Source organism: Aestuariibius sp. HNIBRBA575 (genome assembly GCF_040932005.1).
Classification (GTDB): domain Bacteria; phylum Pseudomonadota; class Alphaproteobacteria; order Rhodobacterales; family Rhodobacteraceae; genus CANLNM01.
On sequence record NZ_CP162414.1, the window covers coordinates 1,369,618 to 1,394,915 of the forward strand.

The 25,298-nt window shown below is 54.9% G+C and carries 31 protein-coding genes; 24 read left to right on the plus strand and 7 right to left on the minus strand.

Going from position 1 to position 25,298, the window contains the following annotated elements; genetic code table 11:
- The first annotated feature begins 54 nt into the window (after nt 1-54).
- The 4 genes from tig (at nt 55) to AB1F12_RS06920 (ending at nt 3,699) form a co-directional block, all read left to right on the plus strand.
- A complete protein-coding gene (gene tig / locus AB1F12_RS06905) occupies nt 55-1,386 on the plus strand; it encodes a trigger factor (protein WP_368187613.1) in 1,332 nt (443 codons plus the stop codon).
- 226 nt (nt 1,387-1,612) lie between these two features.
- Nucleotides 1,613-2,089 carry a hypothetical protein gene (locus AB1F12_RS06910; RefSeq protein WP_368187615.1) on the plus strand — a complete coding sequence of 159 codons (477 nt, stop codon included), beginning with the start codon at nt 1,613-1,615 and terminating at the stop codon, nt 2,087-2,089.
- A gap of 247 nt (nt 2,090-2,336) precedes the next feature.
- Nucleotides 2,337-2,954 (plus strand): hypothetical protein, encoded by a 618-nt coding sequence (locus AB1F12_RS06915; RefSeq protein ID WP_368187616.1) that lies wholly within the window; start codon nt 2,337-2,339, stop codon nt 2,952-2,954.
- A gap of 133 nt (nt 2,955-3,087) precedes the next feature.
- Nucleotides 3,088-3,699 carry a hypothetical protein gene (locus AB1F12_RS06920; protein WP_368187618.1) on the plus strand — a complete coding sequence of 204 codons (612 nt, stop codon included), beginning with the start codon at nt 3,088-3,090 and terminating at the stop codon, nt 3,697-3,699.
- Between the two features lie 103 nt (nt 3,700-3,802).
- Here the strand turns inward: AB1F12_RS06920 and AB1F12_RS06925 are convergent, their stop codons facing one another.
- The 5 genes from AB1F12_RS06925 to rpsF all read right to left on the minus strand — a co-directional run bounded on the left by AB1F12_RS06925 (nt 3,803) and on the right by rpsF (nt 8,282).
- Nucleotides 3,803-5,758 carry a bifunctional 2',3'-cyclic-nucleotide 2'-phosphodiesterase/3'-nucleotidase gene (locus AB1F12_RS06925; protein WP_368187620.1) on the minus strand — a complete coding sequence of 652 codons (1,956 nt, stop codon included), beginning with the start codon at nt 5,756-5,758 and terminating at the stop codon, nt 3,803-3,805.
- 117 nt (nt 5,759-5,875) lie between these two features.
- Nucleotides 5,876-6,811, minus strand: coding sequence for a hypothetical protein (locus AB1F12_RS06930; protein ID WP_368187623.1), 936 nt, complete (start codon nt 6,809-6,811; stop codon nt 5,876-5,878).
- Nucleotides 6,812-7,061: 250 nt separating this feature from the next.
- A complete protein-coding gene (rplI, locus tag AB1F12_RS06935) occupies nt 7,062-7,661 on the minus strand; it encodes a 50S ribosomal protein L9 (protein ID WP_368187626.1) in 600 nt (199 codons plus the stop codon).
- Between the two features lie 11 nt (nt 7,662-7,672).
- Nucleotides 7,673-7,900 carry a 30S ribosomal protein S18 gene (gene rpsR / locus AB1F12_RS06940; RefSeq protein WP_368187627.1) on the minus strand — a complete coding sequence of 76 codons (228 nt, stop codon included), beginning with the start codon at nt 7,898-7,900 and terminating at the stop codon, nt 7,673-7,675.
- 25 nt (nt 7,901-7,925) lie between these two features.
- Nucleotides 7,926-8,282 carry a 30S ribosomal protein S6 gene (gene rpsF, locus AB1F12_RS06945; RefSeq protein ID WP_368187628.1) on the minus strand — a complete coding sequence of 119 codons (357 nt, stop codon included), beginning with the start codon at nt 8,280-8,282 and terminating at the stop codon, nt 7,926-7,928.
- 309 nt (nt 8,283-8,591) lie between these two features.
- Here rpsF and AB1F12_RS06950 point away from each other — a divergent pair, with 309 nt between their 5' ends.
- Nucleotides 8,592-8,804, plus strand: coding sequence for a hypothetical protein (locus AB1F12_RS06950; protein WP_368187630.1), 213 nt, complete (start codon nt 8,592-8,594; stop codon nt 8,802-8,804).
- A 143-nt stretch (nt 8,805-8,947) separates the two neighbouring features.
- On the plus strand, nt 8,948-9,526 hold the full coding sequence (locus AB1F12_RS06955) for a YceI family protein (RefSeq protein WP_368187632.1): 579 nt from the start codon (nt 8,948-8,950) through the stop codon (nt 9,524-9,526).
- A 185-nt stretch (nt 9,527-9,711) separates the two neighbouring features.
- On the opposite strand, the gene AB1F12_RS06960 is transcribed toward AB1F12_RS06955, so the two are convergent.
- The gene (locus tag AB1F12_RS06960) at nt 9,712-10,920 is read right to left on the minus strand and encodes a cytochrome b/b6 domain-containing protein (protein WP_368187634.1); all 1,209 of its coding nucleotides are present in this window, start codon (nt 10,918-10,920) and stop codon (nt 9,712-9,714) included.
- A gap of 175 nt (nt 10,921-11,095) precedes the next feature.
- Between AB1F12_RS06960 and fabD the strand changes: the two genes are divergently transcribed.
- The 3 genes from fabD to AB1F12_RS06975 all read left to right on the plus strand — a co-directional run bounded on the left by fabD (nt 11,096) and on the right by AB1F12_RS06975 (nt 13,269).
- Nucleotides 11,096-12,034 carry an ACP S-malonyltransferase gene (gene fabD / locus AB1F12_RS06965; protein WP_368187636.1) on the plus strand — a complete coding sequence of 313 codons (939 nt, stop codon included), beginning with the start codon at nt 11,096-11,098 and terminating at the stop codon, nt 12,032-12,034.
- A gap of 86 nt (nt 12,035-12,120) precedes the next feature.
- The gene (gene fabG / locus AB1F12_RS06970) at nt 12,121-12,858 is read left to right on the plus strand and encodes a 3-oxoacyl-[acyl-carrier-protein] reductase (protein ID WP_368187638.1); all 738 of its coding nucleotides are present in this window, start codon (nt 12,121-12,123) and stop codon (nt 12,856-12,858) included.
- 177 nt (nt 12,859-13,035) lie between these two features.
- Entirely contained in the window at nt 13,036-13,269 is a 234-nt protein-coding gene (locus AB1F12_RS06975) for an acyl carrier protein (RefSeq protein ID WP_368187639.1), read from the plus strand.
- Nucleotides 13,270-13,372: 103 nt separating this feature from the next.
- Here the strand turns inward: AB1F12_RS06975 and AB1F12_RS06980 are convergent, their stop codons facing one another.
- On the minus strand, nt 13,373-14,350 hold the full coding sequence (locus AB1F12_RS06980; protein ID WP_368187640.1) for a PilZ domain-containing protein: 978 nt from the start codon (nt 14,348-14,350) through the stop codon (nt 13,373-13,375).
- Nucleotides 14,351-14,535: 185 nt separating this feature from the next.
- Between AB1F12_RS06980 and fabF the strand changes: the two genes are divergently transcribed.
- The 15 genes from fabF to AB1F12_RS07055 all read left to right on the plus strand — a co-directional run bounded on the left by fabF (nt 14,536) and on the right by AB1F12_RS07055 (nt 25,286).
- The gene (fabF, locus tag AB1F12_RS06985) at nt 14,536-15,795 is read left to right on the plus strand and encodes a beta-ketoacyl-ACP synthase II (RefSeq protein ID WP_368187642.1); all 1,260 of its coding nucleotides are present in this window, start codon (nt 14,536-14,538) and stop codon (nt 15,793-15,795) included.
- Nucleotides 15,796-16,950, plus strand: a complete 1,155-nt coding sequence (mltG, locus tag AB1F12_RS06990) for an endolytic transglycosylase MltG (RefSeq protein WP_368187644.1) — start codon at nt 15,796-15,798, stop codon at nt 16,948-16,950.
- Nucleotides 16,951-17,044: 94 nt separating this feature from the next.
- Complete coding sequence (locus tag AB1F12_RS06995; RefSeq protein ID WP_368187646.1) at nt 17,045-17,464, plus strand: hypothetical protein; 420 nt, start codon at nt 17,045-17,047, stop codon at nt 17,462-17,464.
- Between the two features lie 79 nt (nt 17,465-17,543).
- Complete coding sequence (locus AB1F12_RS07000) at nt 17,544-18,776, plus strand: DNA-packaging protein (protein WP_368187647.1); 1,233 nt, start codon at nt 17,544-17,546, stop codon at nt 18,774-18,776.
- A gap of 145 nt (nt 18,777-18,921) precedes the next feature.
- Nucleotides 18,922-20,112 (plus strand): phage portal protein, encoded by a 1,191-nt coding sequence (locus AB1F12_RS07005; protein WP_368187649.1) that lies wholly within the window; start codon nt 18,922-18,924, stop codon nt 20,110-20,112.
- Complete coding sequence (locus AB1F12_RS07010) at nt 20,102-20,332, plus strand: hypothetical protein (protein ID WP_368187652.1); 231 nt, start codon at nt 20,102-20,104, stop codon at nt 20,330-20,332. Before AB1F12_RS07005 ends, AB1F12_RS07010 begins: the two co-directional genes overlap by 11 nt.
- A gap of 13 nt (nt 20,333-20,345) precedes the next feature.
- The gene (locus tag AB1F12_RS07015; RefSeq protein WP_368187655.1) at nt 20,346-20,888 is read left to right on the plus strand and encodes an HK97 family phage prohead protease; all 543 of its coding nucleotides are present in this window, start codon (nt 20,346-20,348) and stop codon (nt 20,886-20,888) included.
- 35 nt (nt 20,889-20,923) lie between these two features.
- Complete coding sequence (locus tag AB1F12_RS07020) at nt 20,924-22,114, plus strand: phage major capsid protein (RefSeq protein WP_368187657.1); 1,191 nt, start codon at nt 20,924-20,926, stop codon at nt 22,112-22,114.
- A gap of 165 nt (nt 22,115-22,279) precedes the next feature.
- Nucleotides 22,280-22,879 carry a head-tail connector protein gene (locus AB1F12_RS07025; protein WP_368187660.1) on the plus strand — a complete coding sequence of 200 codons (600 nt, stop codon included), beginning with the start codon at nt 22,280-22,282 and terminating at the stop codon, nt 22,877-22,879.
- A 5-nt stretch (nt 22,880-22,884) separates the two neighbouring features.
- Nucleotides 22,885-23,214 carry a head-tail adaptor protein gene (locus AB1F12_RS07030; protein WP_368188301.1) on the plus strand — a complete coding sequence of 110 codons (330 nt, stop codon included), beginning with the start codon at nt 22,885-22,887 and terminating at the stop codon, nt 23,212-23,214.
- Nucleotides 23,211-23,621, plus strand: coding sequence for a DUF3168 domain-containing protein (locus tag AB1F12_RS07035; protein ID WP_368187662.1), 411 nt, complete (start codon nt 23,211-23,213; stop codon nt 23,619-23,621). The genes AB1F12_RS07030 and AB1F12_RS07035 overlap by 4 nt, the downstream gene beginning before the upstream one ends.
- 60 nt (nt 23,622-23,681) lie before the next feature.
- Nucleotides 23,682-24,098: a phage major tail protein, TP901-1 family gene (locus AB1F12_RS07040; RefSeq protein ID WP_368187663.1), complete on the plus strand. Its 417-nt coding sequence runs from the start codon at nt 23,682-23,684 to the stop codon at nt 24,096-24,098.
- Entirely contained in the window at nt 24,099-24,416 is a 318-nt protein-coding gene (locus tag AB1F12_RS07045; RefSeq protein ID WP_368187664.1) for a gene transfer agent family protein, read from the plus strand.
- Nucleotides 24,417-24,433: 17 nt separating this feature from the next.
- Nucleotides 24,434-24,637, plus strand: a complete 204-nt coding sequence (locus AB1F12_RS07050) for a rcc01693 family protein (protein WP_368188303.1) — start codon at nt 24,434-24,436, stop codon at nt 24,635-24,637.
- Nucleotides 24,630-25,286, plus strand: coding sequence for a phage tail tape measure protein (locus tag AB1F12_RS07055; protein WP_368187666.1), 657 nt, complete (start codon nt 24,630-24,632; stop codon nt 25,284-25,286). The genes AB1F12_RS07050 and AB1F12_RS07055 overlap by 8 nt, the downstream gene beginning before the upstream one ends.
- Nucleotides 25,287-25,298: the final 12 nt, after the last annotated feature.

The following is a 25,298-nucleotide window of genomic DNA, read 5'->3' on the forward strand; positions in this document are numbered from 1 at the left end:
CCCAAATTCATTAGGGTGCCAGTGGGTGCCCCGTCGATCTATGCGAGGAACTCCATGAACGTTACCGAAACCCTGAACGAAGGCCTTCAGCGCGGTTACCAGATCACAGTCACGGCTGCTGAGATGGAAGAAAAGGTACAGGAAAAGCTGGCCGAAGCCCGCCCTGAGATCGAAATGAAAGGCTTCCGCAAGGGCAAGGTGCCCATGGCGTTGCTGAAAAAACAATTTGGTCCACGCCTGATGGGCGAAGCTATGCAGGAAACCATTGATGGCGCGATGAACAGCCATCTGGAAACATCCGGCGACCGTCCTGCGGTTCAGCCAGAGATGAAAATGGACAACGAAGACTGGAAAGAAGGCGACGACGTTGTTGTGAACGTCACTTACGAACGTCTGCCCGATGTTCCAGAAGTTGATTTTGCCGGGATCAAGCTGGAGCGCATGAGCGTGAAAGCCGAAGAGTCTGCAATCGACGAAGCGCTGGCCAGCCTTGCTGAAACCGCGCAGGATTTCAAAGACCGCAAAAAAGGCACCAAAGCCAAAGACGGCGACCAGATCACATTTGACTTTGCAGGCAAGGTTGATGGCGAATTGTTCGATGGCGGTTCCGCCGAAGATTTCGCATTGGTTCTGGGCTCTGGTCAGTTCATCCCCGGCTTCGAAGAGCAACTGGTTGGTGTGAAAGTCGACGAAGAGAAAGCCGTCGAAGTGTCTTTCCCTGATGATTACCAAGCCGAGCATCTGGCAGGCAAAGCGGCTGTGTTTGATTGCACAATCAAAGCCGTAAAAGAGCCTGTTGCCGCTGAGTTGAACGACGAGTTGGCTGTTAAGTTTGGCGCCGAAGATCTGGCCGGTCTGCGTGCCCAAATCACCGAACGTCTAGAAGCGGAATACAAAGGGGCGGCACGCGCTGTGACCAAACGGTCCTTGTTGGATGTGTTGGACGAAAAAGTGTCCTTTGATCTGCCTGCCACTTTGGTCGACGCCGAAGCAGGCCAAATCGCACATCAGTTGTGGCACGAAGAAAACCCAGAAGTCGAAGGCCACGATCACCCAACGATCGAAGCCACTGACGAACACAAAGGTCTGGCATCACGCCGTGTGAAACTGGGGCTGCTGTTGGCTGATATCGGTCAAAAAGCCGAAGTGCAGGTTTCTGATGCGGAAATGACCCAAGCGATCATGAACCAAGCGCGTCAGTATCCAGGCCAAGAGCGTCAGTTCTTTGAGTTTGTGCAGCAGAACGCACAGATGCGCCAGCAGCTGCAAGCGCCGATCTTTGAAGACAAAGTTGTCGATCACATCTTTGATCTGGCTGATGTGTCAGAAAAAGAAGTGTCCAAAGAAGACCTGCAAGCCGCTGTTGAAGCGCTCGAAGAAGAATAAACAACCTTCGAGAATCACAATTATGAGAGCCGCGCTTTTGCGCGGCTTTCTGCATTCTGGACAACCCAAAGGTGAGTGCGGCATTTGAATCGCCCGGGGTTCGGGTGGAATTTCAAATTTTAAGGGGAAAAGTCAGGGAAACCCGACTGTTTTTGACGCGATATCCTATTTGTTTTTAATCTGAGTGCGTTACCATGAGGCATATTTTAAAAAGAATAGGTGAAGCATGAAACGCTTACTCGTGGCCATCGCGATGATGGTAGGTTTTGCAAGTGCAGCGGCGGCGTGCCCAAACTGGAATTTGGCGGCAGGGGAATCTTACTCTGCTTCGGGGTCCCAGTTGCGCAGCCCAAAGTTTTTTGACGTAATCGCCGGTGGCAGCAATTACATTTGGAACTGCCCCGGAATTAACCCCCAATCCGACCGTGGCGCGGGCTATTTCCCGTCCAACCCAGATTTCCGGTTCCAGCTCAGCAATATGGGTGGCACGCAATTGGTTGTGTCCGTGGTCAGCCGCTGTGATGCGGCGCTGCTGATCAACACAGCGTCTGCCACTTGGTATTATGACGATGATGACAATGGCAATCTGGACCCACGGATCGTTCTGACACGTCCTGCCAATGGTCAGATCGATATTTGGATCGGGACCTATGACGGCGAATATTGTGACGCGCAATTGCGCATGGAAACGTTTGCCCGCTAAACCCGTCTGTTCAATAAATAAAAAGACGTCCACAAGTGGGCGTCTTTTTTGCTTTAACGACTTGTGCAAAGCGATGGAGCAGCTGCAACAAGCAGATATCCAAGGGCGGAGATCAACCGCTGTTCACTTTGTCTAACGGAACCTGCGTTGATTCCGTTCATATTCCTTGCGATTTAGCTATGGGGTTATAGACTGGGTGTTCATTTAAACCCGATCATAAAGGTTTGGGTTAAGAGGGGAATTGAAAATGAACTTAAAATCCTTATTGGCCGTTTGCGCCACAATCATTTCGACAAGCGTTGCGGTCAATTCTGCATCCGCAACAACAGTCGATATCATTGAATTCGATGGCATTTTAGGTGTTACGACTGCAGATGGATATGTCGAAGATGGGTACATCATCTCTTCGGTCGGCGGAGTTTTGGCTCCAGGTGTTGGGCACCCATATCCCATCGGTGGCTATGCGGGATCCGGATTTCTTGCTTTGGATGGCTTTGCCGGGCCCGTTTCATTTACCCTGAGCCGTTTTGATGGTGGGGCGTTTAACTTGCACAGCTTGTTTGAAACGTCGCTTGATTTTGGAGGTCTCGTAGCGAGCGTATTGGTAGACTACGGTAGTGGATCGTCTTTGTCTGTCCCGCCTACGCCCGTTGGTGACAATCCCGGCGACTTTCTAATTTTCGGACCAGAGTTTTCAAACATGATGTCCATAACTGTAAGCGTTTCAGGGCTCGGATTATTCAATTTTGACCATCTTGAAGTGAGCAATGCAGCACTGCCACCGGTGCCGGTTCCTGCGGGACTGCCTTTGATGGCAGGCGCGCTGGGTCTGTTTGCCCTTGCATGGCGTCGTAAAGCCGCCTGATCAAGGTTTGAAATTTTTCTAAAGGCAGCTCAGTTTGGGCTGCCTTTTTCGTTGCAAAATCAATAGGGATCATCAATATCATGTCCAATATCCTTGGATTAACCAAGGTTGTATTTTTTGTTATGAGGACAACATGCGTTTGAAAACTGCATTGGCCGTTTGCGCCACGATAATTTCCACCAGTTTTGCAGCCAGTTCGGCTTCTGCTACCATTCTGGACATCATTGATTTTGATTTCGCCCCTTCAGGCATCCTGACTGCGCCCTATGTTGAAGATGGGTACCAAATCACGGCGACAGGTGCCTGGCTGAGTGGCGCGGGCCATGACGGTGGATTTCCTGTCGAAGGCGATGACGGGTCCGGTTTTCTGATGACCGATTTTTTCTCTGGTTATAGCACCATCACATTGTCGCGGGTGGATGGAGAAATGTTTGACCTGGTTAGTCTCTTTTCCGATGTGGCAGATTTCGGTGGCTTTTTCCCATTGGTGACGATCTCCAATCACGATATGAGCATTCCTGCGCCGATTTTGTTCCCGTTGGGGCCATCGCAGTCTTTTTTGGGTGGGGAATTTACCAACCTGCTTTCGGTTTCGATTGACTTCTCCGGGGTCGGGTTCTTTGCGTTGGATAGCATTCACGTCGCGTCCTCTGTTTTGCCGCCTGTGCCGGTTCCCGCTGGGCTGCCATTGATGGCCGGTGCATTGGGGCTGTTTGCCTTTGCACGGCGTCGCAAAGCCGCCTGATCAGCCACACGGATCATAACGCGGGATGTCCTCATCCGGGCATCCCAAAACACGAAAGCCGCGCTGTCAAAGCGCGGCTTTGCTGTTCTAAGTGTTTGTGAAATCAGAGCTTGATCCGGAAGAGCGCAAATCCGGTGTCGGATGTGCCGGCCTCTTCTATGGAAACGCCGTCAACATTGCCCGCATGAGGTGCGGCGGCAGGGCCGGTTTCAAACAGAACAGATGTGTCACCCAGCGGGGCAAAGGACCAGTTGGCATCGGCCCGCGGGCTGATCGTGCCCTGATCAACGATATAGCGCACAATCACGTCACGGTTGGTATCGGGACCTTCGAACACGATGGTATCACTGTTGGCACCGGGGAAATTGCCACCGCCAGAAGCGCGGTAATTGTTGGTTGCCACGATGAATTCCTGTTCCATATCAATCGGTTGACCATCATATGTCAGATTGATGATCCGATGTGTGTCCGACACCACTTCGCCGTCATCATTGTAGCGGGCCGGTTGGGTCAGATCGATCTGATAACCCACGCCATCGATCACATCAAAGTTGTAGGATTTGAACTCTGGGTTCAACAGGATCGCATCCGCAGAGCCTGCTTGGATCTGATTAAACATCCCCGCGCTGCGTTCCAGCCATTCGCGTACTGTGGCACCATTGATGCGCACCGCCCGAACCGTGTTTGGATAGAGATATAGATCAGAGACGTTTTTGATCGCCACATCCCCCACAGCCACATCCGTATAATATTCCGGACCGCCGCGACCACCCGCTTTGAACGGAGCCGCCGCAGACAGGATCGGCAGACCCTCATGCGCAGTGCCCTGCATCATCTGTTCGATGTACCAAGTTTGGGCGTTGGACACGACCTGAACCGATGGGTCATCCGCCACCAGCGCAAAATAGGAATGCAACGGTGCGTCGGTTTTGCCAACAGCGCGGCGCACATAATCCAATGTCGCATCATGGTCCGCCTGAGCTGCGGCCAGCACGGCAGGGGCGTCTTCGACCAGAGCCGTGATAGAGCGATCTTCTTCGCGTTTGTAGATCGGGCGGGCCTCAGATGTGTGGGACACAATGCGCCAGCCGGACCCGTCGCGTTCCAGCATCAGATCGATCAACCCCATATGCGAGCCCCAGAACCCACCCATGGTTGCCGGTTTGCCCATCAACGTGCCGGCATCTGCGTCGACACCTGCGAAATCAGCATAATTAGACGATGGGAACACAAGGTGGCTGTGACCGGTCAGGATCGCATCGATCCCATCCACCGCCGCCAAAGGCACCGCTGCGTTTTCCATCCCATCAGTGTGATCCGCTGCGCCAATGCCCGAATGGGACAGGGCGATGATAATATCTGCGCCTTCTTCCTTCATTTGGGGCACGTAGGCGCGGGCTGTTTCGATGATGTCGCGCGCCATGACGTTGCCTTCTAGATGGCGACGATCCCAGTTCATGATCTGAGGGGGAACAAAACCGATAAAGCCGATGCGGATCGGGTGGGCAGTGCCGGACCCGTCGGTCAATTCATGATCCATAATGACATATGGGGGCAGCAAGGTATCGTCTTCGCGTGGGGTGGCGCCCATGGTTTTGGCAACGTTGGCACAGACCACCGGGAAATTGGACCCGGCCAAGGATTTCATCAGGAAATCAAGGCCATAGTTAAATTCGTGGTTGCCCAAGGTCGATGCGTCATAGCCCAATGCGTTCATCGCGTTGATGACCGGATGGGTGTCGCCTTCTTTCATGCCACGTTCATAGGCGATGTAATCGCCCATCGGGTTGCCCTGCAAGAAATCGCCATTGTCCAGCAACAATGAATTTGTCGCCTCGGCGCGAATGTCGCCAATGATCGACGCAGTGCGGGCCAGACCAACGCGGTCAGAGGGGCGGTCAGCGTAATAATCGTATGGAAAAACATGCACATGCAAATCGGTGGTTTCCATGATCCGCAAATGTGCTTGGTTTGTGTTTGCAGCAACCGAATAGGGGTGCATTGCAATAAAGCCAGCCGTTCCAGCCAAAAAGCCGCGGCGTGAGAGAGTAAAAGCCATGTGGATCTCCGTTAATATTCTGAGACAGGTTGCCCGGATTATGTTTCAGGCAGACGACAAGTATTTGTTTGTTTTGAAACGCTGTCTAGGGGCAGAATGATCAGGTGACGTTGGGTTTCAACTTGATCGCCGCAGAGATCGTATGGTTTTCAGGGACTTATCTAGGGTAGAGGTCGAGTAAGAAAAATAGTCCGCAAGTTGTGCAAACCGTAAACGCCAGTCCAGACGTTTCAGGGCGCAATCGGCATTAAATTTCGCCAGATCATATGACCAGCGATCCACCGCAGTTCGAATTTTTGCCAAGGCAGCATTTCGGTCTGTCATGGGGATGTCCAATGTCGCTTCGGGCCAAATCAAGTCAGAGAAAGCCCGATCGCTATGCGGGGCTTGCCCGGCGACAATGGCACCGGCCGCCAATGCATCGGTCCAGCGCGCGGTCAGGTATTCCTGGGATCCGTGCACATAGGGGGCAGGGGACACCAAATTCGACGAGGCCAAGACAAATTTTGCCTTTTGATAATGGGAAAATAGGTTTGGAATATGGGATTGGTCGTTCGACCCAAATGGCGGCCGCCCAGAAAAGATTAACCCTTTGTCATTACACGCGACTTTGGTGTCATAGTCATGATCAAACAGCATTGGTTGACGCCCGACACGCAGCAGATCAATGGGTTTGTCCCCATGCGAAAAACCCAGCCCCAATGCATCTGTGCCCCAAGGCAAAACATCGACCGGTAGCCCCGTCGCCGCGGCATATGGGGCAACATCATTGGGACGCATGACAAATATCCGATCAAAGTTTTTTTGAAACCACCGTGGTTTCAAGTGGCTGGTATGAAAGGCGTCGATGATCCAAACGGCGGCTTTGTTATATCCGTCGCGCCAGTTTTTTGACAACAAAGCCGCAGGCAGATCCGCCGCTATCGTCGTCACAAATAAAAGATTTGGTTTGTGATACCGGGGCGTGCGTGTGATCAGATGGGACCGTAACCGCGCCAGTCGGGTGGCTTTGTGGTCCAGATATGTTGGGCGAACATGCAGCTCTGTTCGCATCACCCTCAGCATATGTCGGATCGGTGACCAACCCACGGTGGCTGGAATGTTATGTAAAACAATCATTGGCTTAGAAATACGATAGACAAATGCTCATGTCTTATTTCTGCAAATCATCAGACCCAAGCAAAGAGGGCATGGATCGATCCTGTGCTAAAAGACACGTCTGGTGCACAGGTTAGGGAGCCGTCAGGCACAAAAAAGCCGCGCAGGCGGACCTACGCGGCTAAATTTTCAAAGACAGCGAAGATTATTCTTCGGTTGTTTCAGCCGGAGCTTCGTCTTCGTCGTTCTGTGCAGCACCGATATCGTCAAACAGTTCCTGAATTTCGAATTCAGCAGCTGCTTCTTCTTCGGCGGCCAGTTCTTGGATAGATTTACCCGAAGCTTGCAGCTCGGCTTCTTCCTCAGAACGGGCAACGTTCAGTTGAATTTCGCAATCCACTTCGGGGTGCAGGCGAACGATCACGCTGTGCAGGCCCAGATCTTTGATTGGGGCTGTCAGGATGACTTGCTTGCGGTCCACTGAGAAACCTTCGGCAGTTGCGGCGTCAGCGGCGTCACGGATGGTGACGGAACCGTACAGCGCGCCTGCGTCAGAGGCAGAGCGAATCACGATGAAAGATTGACCGTCGAGCTTTTCAGCAAGAGCAGCGGCTTCTTTCTTGGTTTCCAGGTTGCGGGCTTCCAGCTGGGCTTTTTCAGTTTCAAAGCGTGCTTTGTTATGCGCAGAGGCGCGCAATGCTTTGCCTTGAGCCAACAGGAAGTTGCGAGCATAGCCGTCTTTGACGGTTACGACTTCGCCCATTTGGCCCAATTTGGCCACGCGTTCCAGAAGAATGACGTCCATGGGTCTTCTCCTTATTTAACGGCGTAGGGCAGCAGGGCCAGGAACCGTGCGCGTTTGATGGCCTGAGCCAATTTACGCTGGTTTTTGGCGCCTACGGCGGTGATACGGGAAGGCACGATTTTGCCGCGCTCAGAAACGTAACGCTGCAATGTACGTGTGTCTTTGTAGTCGATCTTTGGGGCGTTTTCACCCTCAAAAGGATCGGTCTTACGACGACGGAAAAATGGTTTAGCTGCCATGACTTATGGTCCTTTCCTGATCTACTTAGCTGCGTTCACGACGACGGCTGTCACGCTCGTCACGTTTCTGCATCTGAACTGATGGGCCATCTTCGTGGGCATCAACTTTGATGGTCAGAATACGCATAACATCGTCATGCAGGCGCATCAGGCGTTCCATTTCCAGAACCGCGTCAGAAGGCGCGTCTGTTTTCAGGAAGGCATAATGACCTTTGCGGTTTTTGTTGATCTTGTAGGCCATCGTTTTGACGCCCCAATACTCGCTATCAACGACTTTGCCGCCGTTATCTGCAAGTACGGTACCAAAGTGTTCGACGAGGCTTTCAGCTTGCGAGTTGGACAGGTCCTGACGCGCAATGAAGACATGCTCATAAAGCGGCATGTGTGCTCCAGTTCTATTCTAGCGCATTTCAAAGGAGGGGGCTTAACCTTCTGCACCCCATCCACGAGAGACTGCGCGGTTCAAAACGTCCGCAGAAGGATGGCGTCTTATACACGCGCGGGGCAGTGGTGCAAGGGGGATTGAGGCGCAGCGCAGAGATTTGCCCCCTTATATATCCTAACTGTTAACGGGCATTAACCAAACATCACGGATTGGACCCGTTGCTGCCCGGATTTGGCCTTTTTTCGGGGTGAAACTTGGTTAACGGCACCCAAAGAGGCGCCAGAGCAGAGCAAATGAGGCCCCCAAATGACCATGTTTATTGATCACCCGACCCGTAAAGCCGCCAAAGTCACCAGCCCTGCGCGTTTGCTCCGCAAATTTATGGTGCCGGTTCTGGCCATTGCTGCCCTTGGTGTGTTGTTGATGCCGATGGGGGCGTTTGGTGAATGGGCACTGGCGCAAAAGGTGATTACTTCTGGGATGTTAGCGGGTTTTGCGTTCATTTTTTCGCATTCATAACTTTGTAGGTTAACGCACATCACAGGGTTGTGAGAGATTTTGACTCTTCATTTACGAACAGAATCTGTTTGATCATGTAGAATTCTCAGGTCGATTGGTACGTGCAAGTCTGACGTATCAAAACAACCCTTTGAGGATCTGAAATGACCCGTACCCTGATTGCCGCTCTTATCGCCGCGACGTCTTTGACAACCACCGCAATTGCAGCGCCTGACACATATGTGTTGGATGCCAGCCACAGCCAGATTGTGTTTAGCTATAATCACCTTGGTTATTCCACCACTTACGGAATGTTCTCTGGTTTCGAAGGCGAAATCGCATTCGACCAAGAAGACCCCGCCGCATCCAGCGTGTCGGTTTCGATGCCTGCCCAATCCATGTTGACCGGCTGGGAAGGCCGTTTTCAGCACTTTATGTCGGATGACTTCTTTGGTGCCGACGACGCAGAACTGATTTCGTTCACATCCACCGGGATCGAAGTGACGGGTGAAAACACCGCGCTGATCACCGGCGATCTGACCATCAATGAGGTCACCAAATCCGTTGTTCTGGATGCGGTTTTGAACCAGACGGGCACACATCCAATGGCGCAAAAAGACTGGGCTGGTTTTAACGCGACCACAACATTGATCCGGTCTGACTTTAACTTGGGTCAGTTCGCCCCCCATGTCAGCGACGAAGTCGAAGTGATGATTTCAATCGAAGCTTCTAAAGCTGAGTAATTGAAATTCTGACAGGTTTGCATCGCAGTCCTGTCCCATTATTGGCGCTGTCGGTTATAACACCGGCAGCGTTTTTTTGTGGCTGTGTATGTGGGGCTTGGGATTATCGCAGCGCAGTTGGTGATAACGTGTGGCCATAAAAATGGCGCCCCAAATGGGACGCCTTTTGTCGTGATAGATATGACCTAGCGACGTGCGGTCAGCGAAATAGCGATATCCACGACATGGGCCAGATTGTCTTCGCCCGAGGCACCGATGCCAAAATCGGTTCGATTGACCTGTGTCGCGCCGGTCATCATAGCGATGTCATCTGCGCCATCATTGGATATTTCCAACGTAAAGGGCAGGGTGATCGGGATTGTTGTGCCTTTTAATGTGAGGGTCCCGGTCGCGACGTAATCGGTTTCAGTGGCGGTGATTTCAGCGGTGAAGGTGGCGGTTGGGAATTGTGCGGCGTCAAAATAATCTGTGCCCATGGATTGGCCCGTCACCGATCCCAATGTCAGCGATGCAATGGCGATTTCCGTTTCCACATGCCCCAGAATGCCGGTCGCATTTGGGTCAAAAGAAATGACAGAGGTCCATTCAGCAAAGGACCCGTCAACCTGTGATCCAAACTGCGTGATCGACAGCGCAATTGATCCGGTTTCAACCTGCCATTCGGATGATACGGCTTCCAACACGGGGGCTTGGGCGTGATCATGGTCATGATTGTGGTCTGGCGCGAAAAAACCCAGCCCGGCACCAAGTCCCAGCGCGGCGATCCAGATCACCAAAGCCCCTGCCAATGGGGCGAAGGATGGATGATGGGGCGCTACCTGCGGCAAATCGGGGCGGCCAAACCACATCCGCCGCAGTGTCGCGTCGCGGTCAATGACATGATGTTTTAGGGCACCTGCAAAATGCAACAGGATCGAAACAACCAAAACACGTTCAAAAATCATATGCAGGGTCGATGCGGTTTCTGACAGGCCGACGCTTTTGGGGATAAAGGGCAGGGATTGGCCAAACGGCCACCAAATGGGGGCAAAACCTTGGGATGCGGCATGGGTGATCCAGCCAGTTAATGGCACAATGATCAGCGACCCATAAAGCAGCCAATGCACCATTTCGGCCATGAAATGTTCTGGCTTATTGTCAGGGTTGAGCGATCCGGGTTTGGGTTGAACCAGCGCCCAGAGAATGCGCAAAACCGCCAGGAAAAACAGGGTGATACCCAGGGTTTTATGCAGCGAAAACAGATATGCCTTTCGGGTGAGTTCGTTATCGGTGGCAAAGGGCGCATCATCGGCCATGATCCCCAATGGGATCAGCGTGAAAATCAATAAGACGGTGGCCCAGTGGAGTATTTTGGACAAGGTGCCGTAGCGCGCCTGAGTGTTGGTGAATGACATAAGAGCAATCCATAATTGTGTTGCGTGAGCTTAGCACAAGCCTAACAACGCACATAAATGCACTCAATCCGAGGCAGCGCAGAGAAGCTGTGCGTTAATGCGCTTTCTTGTGATGCGCGCAGGGACAAGGTAAAGCGGTTCCCAACAGGAAAGTAACACCAAACGGAGTTGGGACATGCGGGCATTTGTATTTCCGGGGCAGGGCGCACAGACAATTGGAATGGGCAAGGCTTTGGCCGACGCTTATCCAGAGGCGCAGGCTGTATTTGACGAAGTCGACGAAGCGTTGGGCGAAAAGCTGTCAGATCTGATCTGGAACGGGGACATTGCCGAGCTGACCCTGACGGCCAATGCGCAGCCAGCATTGATGGCCACATCACTGGCCGCGATGAAAGCATTGGAAGCAGAAGGCGTAACCATTCAGGCGGCGTCATTTGTTGCAGGGCATTCATTGGGTGAATATTCGGCATTGGCGGCGTCTGGCGCGTTGAGCATTGCAGATACGGCGCGTTTGTTGCGCATTCGCGGCAAAGCGATGCAAGAGGCTGTTCCGGTTGGTGTCGGTGCGATGGCGGCGTTGTTGGGGCTGGACTTTGAAACAGCCAAAGCCGTGGCCGAAGCGGCGGCCGGTGACGAGGTCTGTCAGGCGGCGAATGACAATGATCCAAGTCAGGTTGTTGTGTCCGGTCACAAAGCTGCTGTGGAGCGGGCATTGGTGATTGCCAAAGAAAAAGGGGCCAAACGCGCGATGTTGTTGCCCGTATCTGCGCCGTTTCATTCCACATTGATGCAGCCCGCTGCCGAAGCCATGGCCGAAGCCTTGGGCGAGGTAGAGCTGAACCGCCCGAGCGTGCCATTGGTGGCAAACGTTCTGGCCGCTTCCGTGGACAACCCGGCGACCATCCGATCGCTGTTGGTGGAACAAGTGACCGGGTCCGTGCGCTGGCGTGAAAGCGTGATGTGGCTGGGGGAACATGGCGTGACAGAAGCCTGGGAAATCGGCGCGGGCAAAGCCCTGTCTGGCATGATCAAACGCATTGACCGGTCGATCACATCGCGCGCCGTGGGCACGCCAGATGATGTGAAAGCCGCCGCCGAAGCGTTGAACGGCTAAGCGAAATCAAAGCGAAAGCAAAAGTTTGAAAAACCCGCCCTGATCACACATGTGATTTGGAATGTGGGATCAAGAAGGAATGAGAAATGTTTGATTTGACTGGGAAAAATGCCCTGATCACCGGCGCATCTGGCGGTATTGGCGGGGCCATCGCAAAGTCGCTATATGAGGCGGGCGCCACTGTGGCCCTGTCTGGCACACGGGTAGAGCCGCTAGAAGCATTGGCCGCTGAATTAGGTGAGCGCGCCCATGTTTTGCCCTGCAACCTAAGTGACGCTGATGCCGTCACAGCCCTGCCCAAAGAGGCCGCTGCCGCCATGGGATCAGTTGATATTCTGGTGAACAATGCCGGGATCACGCGCGACAATCTGTTTATGCGCATGTCCGATGACGAATGGGCCAGCGTGCTGGAGGTCAATCTGACATCCACCATGCGTCTGTGCAAAGGTGTGATCCGTGGAATGATGAAATCCCGCTGGGGCCGGATTGTAAATATTTCGTCCATCGTTGGCGCAACGGGCAATCCCGGTCAGGCCAATTATGCCGCGTCCAAGGCGGGTATGGTCGGCATGTCCAAATCCATCGCATACGAAGTGGCCAGCCGCGGAATCACCGTGAATTGCGTCGCGCCCGGTTTCATTGCCACAGCGATGACTGACAAATTGACTGATGATCAAAAAGAAAAAATTAACGTTCAAATCCCGGCTGCGCGGATGGGGTCCCCAGAAGAGATTGCAGCCTCAGTTCTGTTCCTTTCCAGTGCAGAAGCTGGATATTTAACCGGCACAACTTTGCACGTTAACGGTGGAATGGCGATGATCTGACCTTATATGGGGTGTCATAAGCGTTTGCCTTACGGGGATTCTCTGTTATAGGCCACGCAGATTTACCAAAGGGGGCCGTCGCGTTCGTTTTGGTTTTGCCCTAGATCGGGCTATGAGAGCGGCCCAATAGGGGCAGACAAGAACGGGCGGAAGCCCAGAATATTGTGAGGATACATCATGAGCGACGTCGCAGACCGCGTCCGCAAGATCGTTGTGGAACATTTGGGTGTTGAAGAAGACAAAGTTGCGGAAAACGCATCTTTCATCGACGACCTTGGCGCAGACAGCCTCGACACAGTCGAGCTGGTAATGGCCTTCGAAGAGGAATTCGGTATCGAAATCCCTGACGATGCAGCTGAGACCATCCAGACATTTGGCGATGCAGTGAAATTCATCACTGAAGCTCAATAATCAAACAATTTGTTTGATCAGGATTTGAAACGGCGCTCTTTTGAGCGCCGTTTTCATTTGCGAACCCCGTTTAGTTAATCATGTCCTTTAGGAAAACCACGCATTACGTTTTGTCCGGCTCTATGGTTAGGTCGTCAGCCTGACCGAAGTTGATATCCACAGGTTCCAATGGGGTCGTGGATTGTTTTTGCCCTGCCTCGATGATTTTATCGATATCCTCCTGGTCGAGTTCTGTTTCAAAATGCAGGCCCATCTTGGTTTGTGTGCGCCAGATCACCTGTGCCTCGGTTGAAATGTCTTTGATGATTATTTTCAGATCGCGCGGCCCGTCATAGGGTTCGGAGATTTGCACCTTTGCGCCGGTCAGGCTGATATCAATCAAAGAGGCGACAAGCCAATCAGTGCCGGTTTCCAACACACAATCCGTGGTGCAATCGAACCGCTGTGCACGCGGCCGTTTTCGGTTTTTGAATCTGTAAACTCCGACATAGATCAGAAACAGGCCAAAAGTTGCCGCCGAGACGGGTTTCCATGGCAAAACGATTGAAACAGGATTGGTTGGCATTGGGGCAGTGGCGCGTTCGGTTTCATCGCGATCCTGCGAGGATCGGGTCGGGGTGCCGGAACCGGGGCTGCGTTCCTCAGAAGGAATGTCGCGTTCATCCTGTTGGCAATCCAGATAGCCAAGGATGCGCAGCATATCCGCTGAAATGTCGCGATAGGTCGGGGATTGGATAAACGACACCGCATCGGCCAAAGAATGGGACTTTAGCGAAGCAACAAAACCGCGTTGCATGTTGTAATAGGCAATGATTGTGGGTTCATGGCTGGTATAGGGGGTCCGGCGGATCGCCAGACGTAATTGAACGGGCGAATGAGAGTCGATAACGTTGTTTAGGCTATCAATGGCGGCCGACCCAGGATGCGCCGGCAAACCCTGAACAATTGCATCGGTCTGAAGCACAAATTGATGGAGCCAGTTTTCAAATTCGCATTGCTGCCCTTTTGCCGCGACAGCCAAAGGGGTCAGCAATAGTCCCAGAAAACAAATTGCTCTTAATAAAACAATGCTATGGGCCATGTTACGCCAAACTATCCTGAGACCAGTGTCCTTTATTAGCCGAATGCCTCTTGCCTATGTCCAATTCGCTCATATTTGGTTAAATCATGCAAACTATCCGGGGGGACCTTACGGTGCCCTCTTGCTCCGGTTACCCCAGAGGCGTTATCAGGGCGGAAAGACATCACAAAGAATGGGGGCATAAAATGCGTCGAGTGGTTGTGACAGGGCTGGGGTTGGTAACACCTTTGGCCGACGGAGTTGAAGAAAGCTGGAAGCGGATTCTGGATGGTCAATCTGGCGCCGGAATGATCAAGCAGTTCGATACCGAACGCGTAACAACAAAATATGCCTGCGAAGTGCCGCTGGGCGATGGCAGCGATGGGACATTTAACCCAGACGCCTATATGCCCGCCAAGGATCGTCGCAAGGTCGATACATTCATTGTGTTTGGCATGGCTGCCGCGGATCAGGCGATTGCCGATTCTGGTTGGGCGCCCGAAGATACAGAAAGTCTGGAACGGACCGGTGTTTTGGCCGGATCAGGGATCGGTGGTCTGAATTCCATCGCCAACACCGCCATTCAAATGCACGAAAAAGGTCCGCGTCGTGTGTCGCCTTTCTTTGTGCCGGGGGCGTTGATTAACCTGATTTCCGGTCAGATTGCGATCAAACACGGGTTCAAAGGCCCCAATCATGCGGTTGTGACGGCCTGTTCAACTGGGGCGCATGCCATTGGTGATGCCGCACGGTTGATCAAATACGGTGATGCGGATGTGATGATTGCCGGGGGCGCAGAAGCGACCATTTGTGAAATCGGCATGGCTGGGTTTAACGCGTGTAAGGCGCTGTCGACCAAAGGCGAAGCCGATCCAACCAAAGCCAGCCGCCCCTATGATGCGGATCGCGACGGGTTCGTGATGGGCGAAGGCGCGGGCATGGTTGTGTTGGAAGAATACGAACACGCCAAAGCGCGCGGTGCCAAGATTTACGCCGAAGTCAAAGGCTATGGCCTGTCGGGCGACGCCTACCACATCACGGCCCCCTCTGAGACAGGCGAGGGTGGTGAACGGTCGATGCGGATGGCCCTGAAGGATGCCGGGCTGGAACCGGGTCAGATCGATTACATCAACGCCCATGGCACATCGACCATGGCCGACACAATCGAGCTGGGCGCGGTGGAACGCCTGCTAGGGGATGCGGCGGATGGAGTGACCATGTCATCCACCAAATCCATGACCGGCCACCTGTTGGGGGCCGCGGGCGCGATTGAGGCGATTTTCAGCATTCTGGCAATCCGGGATCAGGTGGCTCCGCCCACGATCAATCTGGACAATCCAGCGGTTGAAACCAAAATCGATCTGGCACCCAATGCCAAGGTTGAGCGCAAAATTGACAATGCTTTGTCCAATAGCTTTGGATTTGGCGGCACCAATGCCAGCGTGATCTTTGGAAAGGTCGATTAAATGTGGCGACACATTGCCAGCAACGCGATGACGTTGTTCATCGTGGTGCTGTTTCTGGCTGCCGGTTTGGTGGTCTGGGGCACGCGGGAATATGCGGCCCAAGGGCCGTTGGACACTGCGATCTGTTTGCGCGTTGAATCCGGCAGCAATATGCGCCGGGTCAGCGAAAACCTAGCGGATGAAGGTGCGATCAATTCTGCGGCGATGTTCCGGATCGGGGCAGATTATTCCGAAAAATCCAGCCAGTTGAAAGCGGGGGCCTATTTGGTGCCTGCAGGCGCGTCGATGGAATCCATCGTGGATATCGTCACACGCGGCGGTCAAAGCACCTGTGGCACAGAAATTGTGCATCGCATCGGGGTGACCCGCAGCGAAATCCAAGTGCGCGAATTGGACCCCGCCAGCAACCGGTTTGTCGAAGTGGCGGCGTTTAATCCAGCCGAAGAAGACGCACCCGAGGTGTACGCCGAATTGCGGGCTTCATCGGATACACGGTATCGTGTGGCCGTGGCCGAAGGCGTGACCAGCTGGCAAATCGTTCAGGGGCTGAACGGGATTGATGGGCTGGATGACCCGGTGGATATGATCCCCGGCGAAGGCACATTGGCGCCGGACAGCTATGAATTCACCCCCGGAACCGACGTGGAAACCATTCTGGCGGCGATGACGGCCTCTCAGGCGCGGCGTCTGGCCGATGCATGGGCCGCACGCGCCGATGGGTTGCCCTATGCCAACCCAGAAGAGGCGCTGATCATGGCCTCCATCGTGGAAAAAGAAACCGGTTTGGCCGAAGAGCGCCGCCAAGTGGCCAGCGTTTTTGTCAATCGGATGAACCGCGGAATGCGTCTGCAAACGGATCCCACGGTGATCTATGGCATCACAAATGGCGAAGGCATTCTGGGCCGTGGGTTGCGTCAAAGCGAGCTGCGCCGGGAAACGCCGTTTAACACTTATGTGATTGACGGATTGCCACCAACCCCGATTGCCAATCCCGGTTTTGCCGCGATGGAAGCTGCGTTAAACCCTGATACCACTGAATATATTTTCTTTGTGGCGGATGGGACAGGTGGCCATGCATTTGCGACTAATCTGGACGATCACAATTCAAATGTCGCCAAGTGGCGCGAAATCGAAGCACAGCGAGCGAACCAGTAACATACTGTAAACGTTCGCATAAACGCCCCGAACGTTGCGTGGGGTGATGCGCCAAATCTTGACTTATCGCGTTTTTACACGTATAGGTTGTGACATGCTGGAAGACATGGGCAAGCGGCCCCGGAGCAATCCGGTGGCCGCTTTTTCTATGGCTCTCATCCTGTGGCGGACAATCAATACAGGCAAACCAAGCATGAACGACACCAACAGAGTGGTCCTCGCGCAAGTCACTGATCTGCGTGAGGAGATTTCGGAAAGCCTAATCCTGCTGAGCAGCGTTCGACGAACGTTGCTTGACCTGCTGACCCGCGTTTCTGAAGGGGAGGCCGACGCATTGAAAGGTCTTTCCAAGAAACACAGTGAGCTGGAAAGCGCGGTGAAAGCCGCCAAAGACACGGAAAGGCGATTCAATGAGTGGGAATGCAAGTTCAACGGTAAGGCACGTGAGGGAGAGATCGACTTTGACGCGATCAGAGAGGATATCGGGCGCCGCATTGCTCGCCTCATTGACTGAGGCGGACAGAACGCGATTCCTGAATGGACTAGGGGAGGCAGAGCTGCGTGCTCTGCCTTTCTTGTTTGAGTTTTGGGCGATGGAACATCAGATGCCGCCCGAAGGCGACTGGCGGTCTTGGGTGATATTAGGCGGACGGGGGGCCGGGAAAACCCGCGCTGGGTCCGAATGGGTACGATCCATGGTCGAAGGCGCGCGCCCCGAAGACAAAGGGCGCGCGTCCCGTGTGGCGCTGGTGGGTGAAACCATCGATCAGGCCCGCGAAGTGATGGTGTTTGGCGAAAGCGGCATTCTGGCCTGCTCGCCCCCCGATCGCCGTCCGCAATGGATTGCCGGGCGCAAAATGCTGCTTTGGCCCAATGGGGCCACGGCGCAGATTTTTTCGGCCTTTGACCCCGAGAGCCTGCGCGGTCCGCAATTTGATGCGGCTTGGGTGGATGAGCTGGCCAAGTGGAAAGACGCCCAGGGCACGTGGGATATGCTGCAATTTGGGTTGCGGCTGGGGGATGCGCCACGGGTTTGCGTGACCACTACGCCGCGCAATCGCAAGGTTTTGACGGATTTGTTGGACCGCGACAGCACGGTGATGACCCATGCGCCCACAGAGGCAAACCGCGCCAATCTGGCAGCGTCGTTCCTAGAAGAAGTGCGCCTTCGCTATGCGGGGACGCGATTGGGGCGACAGGAATTGGATGGCGTGTTGTTGGCCGACGAAGAAGGCGCGCTGTGGTCGCGGGCCAATCTGGAAACCAATCGGTGCAAGGATATGCCGGATCTGGATCGCATTGTCGTGGCGGTGGATCCGCCGGTCACAGGCAAAGTGGGATCGGATGAATGCGGGATCATTGTTGCAGGTGTGACGATGCAGGGCGCGCCGCAGGATTGGCGGGCCTATGTGTTAGAGGATGCAACCGTGTCTGCATCATCGCCCACTGAATGGGCGCATGCGGCGGTGGATGCATTTCATCACTGGCAGGCCGACCGTCTGGTGGCAGAGGTCAACCAAGGCGGCGATCTGGTCGAAACGGTGATCCGTCAGATCGAACCGGGCGTGGCCTATAAGGCCGTGCGCGCCAGTCGCGGCAAAGTCGTGCGGGCAGAACCCGTGGCGGCCTTATATGAGCAAGGCAAGGTCCATCATGTGGGGATGTTTGACGCCCTAGAAGACCAAATGTGTCAGATGACCAACAAAGGATTTACCGGATCCAAATCGCCCGACCGCGTGGATGCGCTGGTTTGGGCACTGACCGACCTGTTGGTGGACGCTCAGCGCGCCCAACACCGCCCCCGGATGCGCGTTTTGGGCCATTAGCCCCGGAAACACGGTTAATGCGCCGTTAACCAGCCACCGCACGGTGGTCACGGCGCATCTTAAACAATTGCGGTCAAATTGCCCTCAAGACGCCGAACAACACGATGTTCTGATTTGGCGGCAGCACGGGACCAAGGAGATTTGGATGTTCGACTTTCTAAAACGCAACGATCAACAGACGAACGGTTCGGCTCCTGAGGCGAAAGCTTCGGCGACGGGTCGGGTTGTATCTTGGCAGGGATCAGGGCGCGTCGCCTGGAGCCCGCGCGACGTTGTGTCATTGACCAAGACCGGGTTCACATCGAACCCCGTCGGATTTCGCGCCGTCAAACTGATTGCCGAAGCCGCAGCGGCATTGCCGATTGTGTGTCAGGACGCCGAGCGTCGCTATGACGTGCACCCGGTGATGGACCTTATTCAGCGCCCCAATGCGGGTCAGGGTCGAGCTGAATTGTTCGAAGCTCTGGTCGGTCAGATCCTGTTGACCGGCAATGGGTACCTAGAGGCGGTCGCGGGCGAAGAGGGATTGCCGTTAGAGCTGCATGTGCTGCGCTCTGATCGGATGAGCCTGGTGCCGGGCAGCAACGGCTGGCCAGCGGCCTATGATTATACGGTTGGGTCACGCAAACACCGGTTCAAAGTGGGCGATGGCGTTTCCCCGATTTGCCATATCAAAAGCTTCCATCCGCAGGACGATCATTATGGTCTGTCCCCGATGCAGGCGGCGGCCACGGCGATTGATGTGCATAACGCCGCATCCGCCTGGTCCAAAGCGTTGCTGGACAATGCAGCACGCCCATCTGGTGCCATTGTTTACAAAGGGTTGGATGGCCAAGGCAGCCTGTCGCCGGATCAATATGATCGCCTGCTGCACGAAATGGAAAACCAGCACCAAGGTGCGCGTAATGCCGGACGGCCGATGCTGCTAGAAGGTGGTCTGGATTGGAAACCCATGGGGTTCAGCCCGTCGGATATGGAATTCCAGAAAACCAAAGAAGCGGCTGCACGTGAAATTGCCACGGCCTTTGGGGTTCCGCCGATGATGTTGGGCATTCCGGGCGATGCCACTTACGCAAATTACCAAGAGGCTAACCGGGCATTTTATCGTCTGACGGTGTTGCCGTTATTGTCGCGGGTCGTGTCGTCAGTTTCAGAGTGGCTGAATGATTTCAACGATGAACGGGTCACTCTTAAACCGGATTTGGACGGTGTTACCGCGCTGTCAACGGAACGGGATGCCAAATGGAAACGCATTGGTGATGCGGATTTCCTGACGGATGCAGAAAAACGGTCCTTGCTGGGTTTGCCAGCATTGGAGGTCGGCGATGAAGGCTGAAATCGTCGATATGGACGGCAAACGACCACCAGATAGCGCCACCAGCGCCCGACGTGATGCCGGCCATCCCGTGAGTGATTTCTGGTTTGCGCAGGTCGATCTGCGACTGACCCGGATCGAGACCATGATGGAACGCGTCGAGCGTCAGATTTGGATGATGGTTTACGCGGCCGGTGGGGTTTTGCTGATCGAAGGCTTGCGCGCCTTGATCGCAGTATAAAGGGAATTGGGACATGGATTTAGAACATAAGTTCTGCCAATTGGGCAGCGACGTGACCGTCACGGACGGGGCCTTGATCGAAGGCTATGCGTCATTATTTGGCAAAACCGACCAGGGTGGCGACGTGGTGCAAAAGGGGGCCTATGGCGCATCCCTGAGCAAAATCAACGCCAAAGGCGGCAATATCAAAATGCTCTGGCAGCACGACCCGGCCCAACCGATTGGGATCTGGGACGAAGTGCGCGAAGATTCCAAAGGCCTGTGGGTCAAGGGACGTATTTTAACGGATGTGGAAAAGGGTCGCGAAGCGGCTGCATTGATCAATGCCGGGGCCATCGATGGTTTGTCGATCGGATACCGCACGGTCAAGGCCACAAAGAACGACAAAGGCAACCGCCTTTTGTCTGAACTGGAGCTTTGGGAAGTGTCATTGGTGACGTTTCCGATGCTTCCTGATGCGCGTGTTGACGCCAAAGGGGTCGACCCCGAGGTGGAAACGATGCGCGACTTGGCGGCGGCATTTGAAAATGCCCGCAGCCTGCTGGCGATTAGATAGAGCCGGCGTTTCTCTCATCAGAAAAGGACTGAAAGATGAGTCATCCCGAGACGAAGGCTCGGGCCGGGGGAGATATGTCTCCGGCTGAGGAGTTGAAATCCGCAATGGCGGGTTTTGTGGGCGATTTCAAAGGTTTCGCCAATGACATTAATGCAAAGATTCAAAAGCAGGAAGAACGCATGAACAAGCTAGATCGCAAATCCTTGATGGCAGCCCGCCCCGCATTGGCAACGGCTGCAACCGAAGAAGCCCCACATCAGAAGGCATTCGCTGCCTATCTGCGGTCGGGCGATGATGACGCGCTGCGTGGTCTGGATATGGAAGGCAAAGCCCTGAACACATCCGTGGCCGCTGATGGTGGTTATCTGGTGGATCCACAGACATCCGACACCATCCATGGCGTGTTGTCTTCGGCCGCATCCCTGCGGGCTGTGTCAAATGTCGTGAATGTCGAAGCAACATCGTTTGATGTGCTGGTGGATCATTCCGAAATTGGGTCTGGCTGGGCGTCTGAGACAGGGTCAACAACCGAAACATCGACCCCTCAGATCGATCGCATTACCATTCCATTGCACGAATTGTCTGCATTGCCAAAGGCGTCTCAGCGTTTGCTGGATGACAGCGCATTTGACATCGAAGGCTGGCTGGCTGAACGCATTGCGGCAAAATTTGTCCGCGCTGAAGCCGCGGCATTTGTAAGTGGCGACGGCGTGGATAAGCCCGAGGGTTTCCTGAACAACCCAATCGTTGCGAATGACAGCTGGGCTTGGGGTGATATCGGCTATGTTGCGTCTGGCGCGGATGGTGATTTTGACGTGACCAATCCTGGTGATGCGATCATCGAGCTGGTCTATGCGCTGGGTGCGGAATATCGCGCAAACGGGTCGTTTGTGATGAATTCCAAAACCGCTGGCGTAGCACGCAAGTTGAAAGACGCGGATGGCCGTTTCTTGTGGACCGATGGGTTGGCCGCTGGTGAACCTGCGCGTTTGCTGGGCTATCCTGTGCTGATCGCCGAAGACATGCCTGACATCGCGTCAGATTCCACATCCATCGCATTTGGCGACTTTGGCGCGGGTTACACCATCGCTGAACGCCCCGAAATGCGTGTGCTGCGCGACCCATTCTCAGCCAAGCCACATGTTCTGTTCTACGCGACAAAACGCGTGGGCGGTGCCGTGAGCGATTACGCTGCGATCAAGGTCCTGAAGTTCTCGGTTAGCTAAGCTGACAGAGACGGAGTTGGGGGCCAGTGCGCTGGACCCTGACGCCGACCGGGCGCGCCAACAGACAGCCCTTGCGTTGTCTAGCTGCTCCTTCCGTCCGAGCAATGCGGGGGTGCGCGTCCGGGACGGGCGGAGAAATTTTGGGCCGGAATTCGGAGTGTTTCCATGATGTTAGTCGAAGAGACCACGGTGCCGCTAAGCGCACTTCCGGTCACTCAGTTTAAAGACCATTTGCGGCTTGGGTCGGGGTTTGCCGATGATGCCATTCAAGATGGGATGCTGGAAAGTTTTTTGCGTGCGGCCATGGCGGCCATTGAGGCACGCACCGGCAAAATCCTGATTGAGCGGGAATTCAGCTGGACGCTGACCCTGTGGCGGGATTGTCAAAGCCAGGCTTTGCCTGTGGCACCTGTCAGTGCTGTGATCGAAATGGTCATGATCAACAATGCGAGGGATGAAACCGTCGCTGATGCCGGTAGCTATCGTTTAGTGCCGGATATGCAACGCCCGCGGATCGAGGCAGTTGGCGGGGTGTTGTCACCTGTGCCATCCGGCGGATCTGTGCGCATTGGGCTGTTGGCCGGATTTGGGCCGGATTGGGCGGATTTGCCCGCGGATCTGGGACAGGCCGTGCTGATGTTGGCCGCGCATTTCTATGAATATCGCCACGAGGCCGCATTGGGCGGTGGCGCCATGCCTTATAGCGTCAATGCGCTGATCGAGCGGTATCGCACGGTGCGCGTCTTTGGGGGAGGCCGCCGGTGAAACAGATGCATCTGAACAGAAAGCTAGAGCTGCAAGAAGCCGTGCGTGTGCCAGATGGATCGGGTGGTTTTGTCGAAAACTGGTCGCCGTTGGGCAGTCTTTGGGCCGCGTTTGATGCAGGTGCGGGCCGCGAATTGGCCGGGGTGAAAACCCCGCTGAGCCGCGTGCCCTATGTGATCAGCGTGCGGGCCGCCCCTCACGGGGCACCAAGTCGCCCAAAGGCAGGGCAGCGATTTGTCGAAGGCGTGCGCGTGTTTCCCATTCTGGCAGTCAGCGACGGCGATCCCAACGGGCGCTATCTGACCTGCCACGCAGAAGAGGAGATCGTCGTATGAGCTATGGTGTTTCGGCCGCATTGCAGGCGGCTGTGTATCAAGCATTGTCAACCGATGGCACCCTGACGGGGCTGGTTGGAACGGCGATTTATGACGCGCTGCCCACCGGGTCCTTGCCTTCGATTTATGTCACGCTGGGACAGGAAACGGTCAGTGACCGGTCCGACAAAGTGGGCCACGGCGCGGCGCATGAATTTGTGGTGTCGGTGGTCACGGATGTGTCCGGTTTCGCCCAGGCCAAAGAGGCTGCGGCGGCGATTTCGGACGCATTGGTGGATGCAAACCTAACCCTGAGCCGAGGAATGCTGTGCGGATTGCAGTTTCTAAAGGCCAAGGCGGCGCGCGTGGGATCAGGCGGGACCCGCCGGATCGATCTGACGTTTTTGGCGCGTGTCGACGATATCTGAATGCCCATCCCGGCGGGATCGGGGTGAATTTGAATTTGCAACTTATGCGGAGTGATGGCTATGGCGGCCCAGAACGGAAAAGACCTTTTGGTCAAGATTGATATGAACGGTGCAGGTCTGTTTGAAACGGCTGCGGGTCTGCGGGCAACGCGGATTAGCCTGAACGCCGAAAGTGTGGATGTTACCAGCCTGGAAAGCACAGGCGGATGGCGTGAATTGCTGGGTGGCGCGGGTGTGAAAACCGCAGCGATCAGCGGATCAGGTGTGTTCAAAGACGCAACCACCGATGAACGTGTGCGGCAGATTTTCTTTGATGGGGAAACGCCGGCGTTTCAGGTGATTGTGCCCGGTTTTGGCACGCTAGAAGGCCCGTTTCAGGTGACGTCGATTGAGTATTCCGGCGATTACAACGGCGAAGCGACCTATGAAATGGCGCTGGCATCGGCGGGCGAAGTCACGTTTGTGGCGTTCCCATAAATGAGCAATCCGTGGGCAGGTGAAGTGGATCTGGTGGTCGATGGTCAGCGGCATATATGCAAGCTGACCCTCGGCGCGCTGGCCGAGATGGAAGCCGGGCTGGAGACGGGATCGATGATGGATCTGGTCACACGGTTTGAAAGTGGCGCGTTTTCCAGTCGGGATGTGCTGGCGTTGATCGTTGCGGGGTTACGTGGCGGCGGGGCGCAGGTCACAGCGGCGGATTTGTTCAACGCAGATATTGCGGGCGGCCCGGTTGCGGCGGCCCGTGTGGCGGCTGAGTTGCTGGCACGCGCATTTGCCATGCCCGAAGGCTGAGGTTGGTCGGGATGGATATGCGCGGGTTGGATTGGCCGGGTTTGATCCGGGCTGGGCTGGTGGGGCTAAAGCTGAAACCAGCCGAGTTCTGGGCCCTGACCCCAGCAGAGTTGTTGATGATGCTGGGATTAGAAGGCGCCGATGCGCCCATGGCCCGCAATCGTCTGGAAGAGTTGAGCCGGGCCTACCCGGACGCAGAGAAAGGAAGAGCCGATGGCTGATAATCCGTTTGAAGCATTGGATGCTGAATCCGAGGGCCTGAACGAGACGTTGGGGCAGACCAGCGCGATGACCAATGCGTTTTCCAACCAATTGCGTCAGGTGCAAAGCAGTTTGACAGAAACCACACGGGATCTGGCCAATCTGGAACGTGGCATCACCGGGGGATTGCGCAAGGCATTTGACGGTGTCGTTCTGGATGGCATGAAGCTGACGGATGCGCTGAATACCATTGCGACGTCTATGGTGAACACCGCCTATAAATCCGCGACCCGTCCGGTGATCGACCATGTGGGTGGCCTGCTGTCCAATGGGGTGAATTCGTTTATGGGCAGTTTGCTGCCGTTTGAAAAAGGCGCGCCGTTTTCCCAAGGTCGCGTGATGCCCTTTGCCCGCGGTGGCGTGGTCAGCAGCCCGACCAGTTTTCCCATGCGCGGGGGCACCGGGTTGATGGGCGAAGCCGGTCCCGAGGCGATTATGCCCCTGTCGCGTGGCAGTGACGGCAAGCTGGGCGTGCGCGCTCAGGGGGGCCGCAATGTGACCGTCAATATGAACATCACAACGCCGGACGTGCAGGGGTTTCAGCGCTCTCGTGGGCAGATCGCCGCGAATTTGAGCCGGGCCTTGGGCGCGGGTCAGCGCAATCGGTAAGCAAGGAGCAAG

Excerpts from the sequence above, each read along its gene's own strand:
- tig (WP_368187613.1), top strand. The coding sequence starts at position 55 with ATGAACGTTACCGAAACCCTGAACGAAGGCCTTCAGCGCGGTTACCAG.
- AB1F12_RS06910 (WP_368187615.1), top strand. The coding sequence starts at position 1,613 with ATGAAACGCTTACTCGTGGCCATCGCGATGATGGTAGGTTTTGCAAGT.
- AB1F12_RS06915 (WP_368187616.1), top strand. The coding sequence starts at position 2,337 with ATGAACTTAAAATCCTTATTGGCCGTTTGCGCCACAATCATTTCGACA.
- AB1F12_RS06920 (WP_368187618.1), top strand. The coding sequence starts at position 3,088 with ATGCGTTTGAAAACTGCATTGGCCGTTTGCGCCACGATAATTTCCACC.
- AB1F12_RS06925 (WP_368187620.1), bottom strand. The coding sequence starts at position 5,758 with ATGGCTTTTACTCTCTCACGCCGCGGCTTTTTGGCTGGAACGGCTGGC.
- AB1F12_RS06930 (WP_368187623.1), bottom strand. The coding sequence starts at position 6,811 with ATGCGAACAGAGCTGCATGTTCGCCCAACATATCTGGACCACAAAGCC.
- rplI (WP_368187626.1), bottom strand. The coding sequence starts at position 7,661 with ATGGACGTCATTCTTCTGGAACGCGTGGCCAAATTGGGCCAAATGGGC.
- rpsR (WP_368187627.1), bottom strand. The coding sequence starts at position 7,900 with ATGGCAGCTAAACCATTTTTCCGTCGTCGTAAGACCGATCCTTTTGAG.
- rpsF (WP_368187628.1), bottom strand. The coding sequence starts at position 8,282 with ATGCCGCTTTATGAGCATGTCTTCATTGCGCGTCAGGACCTGTCCAAC.
- AB1F12_RS06950 (WP_368187630.1), top strand. The coding sequence starts at position 8,592 with ATGACCATGTTTATTGATCACCCGACCCGTAAAGCCGCCAAAGTCACC.
- AB1F12_RS06955 (WP_368187632.1), top strand. The coding sequence starts at position 8,948 with ATGACCCGTACCCTGATTGCCGCTCTTATCGCCGCGACGTCTTTGACA.
- AB1F12_RS06960 (WP_368187634.1), bottom strand. The coding sequence starts at position 10,920 with ATGTCATTCACCAACACTCAGGCGCGCTACGGCACCTTGTCCAAAATA.
- fabD (WP_368187636.1), top strand. The coding sequence starts at position 11,096 with ATGCGGGCATTTGTATTTCCGGGGCAGGGCGCACAGACAATTGGAATG.
- fabG (WP_368187638.1), top strand. The coding sequence starts at position 12,121 with ATGTTTGATTTGACTGGGAAAAATGCCCTGATCACCGGCGCATCTGGC.
- AB1F12_RS06975 (WP_368187639.1), top strand. The coding sequence starts at position 13,036 with ATGAGCGACGTCGCAGACCGCGTCCGCAAGATCGTTGTGGAACATTTG.
- AB1F12_RS06980 (WP_368187640.1), bottom strand. The coding sequence starts at position 14,350 with ATGGCCCATAGCATTGTTTTATTAAGAGCAATTTGTTTTCTGGGACTA.
- fabF (WP_368187642.1), top strand. The coding sequence starts at position 14,536 with ATGCGTCGAGTGGTTGTGACAGGGCTGGGGTTGGTAACACCTTTGGCC.
- mltG (WP_368187644.1), top strand. The coding sequence starts at position 15,796 with ATGTGGCGACACATTGCCAGCAACGCGATGACGTTGTTCATCGTGGTG.
- AB1F12_RS06995 (WP_368187646.1), top strand. The coding sequence starts at position 17,045 with ATGCTGGAAGACATGGGCAAGCGGCCCCGGAGCAATCCGGTGGCCGCT.
- AB1F12_RS07000 (WP_368187647.1), top strand. The coding sequence starts at position 17,544 with ATGGAACATCAGATGCCGCCCGAAGGCGACTGGCGGTCTTGGGTGATA.
- AB1F12_RS07005 (WP_368187649.1), top strand. The coding sequence starts at position 18,922 with ATGTTCGACTTTCTAAAACGCAACGATCAACAGACGAACGGTTCGGCT.
- AB1F12_RS07010 (WP_368187652.1), top strand. The coding sequence starts at position 20,102 with ATGAAGGCTGAAATCGTCGATATGGACGGCAAACGACCACCAGATAGC.
- AB1F12_RS07015 (WP_368187655.1), top strand. The coding sequence starts at position 20,346 with ATGGATTTAGAACATAAGTTCTGCCAATTGGGCAGCGACGTGACCGTC.
- AB1F12_RS07020 (WP_368187657.1), top strand. The coding sequence starts at position 20,924 with ATGAGTCATCCCGAGACGAAGGCTCGGGCCGGGGGAGATATGTCTCCG.
- AB1F12_RS07025 (WP_368187660.1), top strand. The coding sequence starts at position 22,280 with ATGATGTTAGTCGAAGAGACCACGGTGCCGCTAAGCGCACTTCCGGTC.
- AB1F12_RS07030 (WP_368188301.1), top strand. The coding sequence starts at position 22,885 with ATGCATCTGAACAGAAAGCTAGAGCTGCAAGAAGCCGTGCGTGTGCCA.
- AB1F12_RS07035 (WP_368187662.1), top strand. The coding sequence starts at position 23,211 with ATGAGCTATGGTGTTTCGGCCGCATTGCAGGCGGCTGTGTATCAAGCA.
- AB1F12_RS07040 (WP_368187663.1), top strand. The coding sequence starts at position 23,682 with ATGGCGGCCCAGAACGGAAAAGACCTTTTGGTCAAGATTGATATGAAC.
- AB1F12_RS07045 (WP_368187664.1), top strand. The coding sequence starts at position 24,099 with ATGAGCAATCCGTGGGCAGGTGAAGTGGATCTGGTGGTCGATGGTCAG.
- AB1F12_RS07050 (WP_368188303.1), top strand. The coding sequence starts at position 24,434 with ATGCGCGGGTTGGATTGGCCGGGTTTGATCCGGGCTGGGCTGGTGGGG.
- AB1F12_RS07055 (WP_368187666.1), top strand. The coding sequence starts at position 24,630 with ATGGCTGATAATCCGTTTGAAGCATTGGATGCTGAATCCGAGGGCCTG.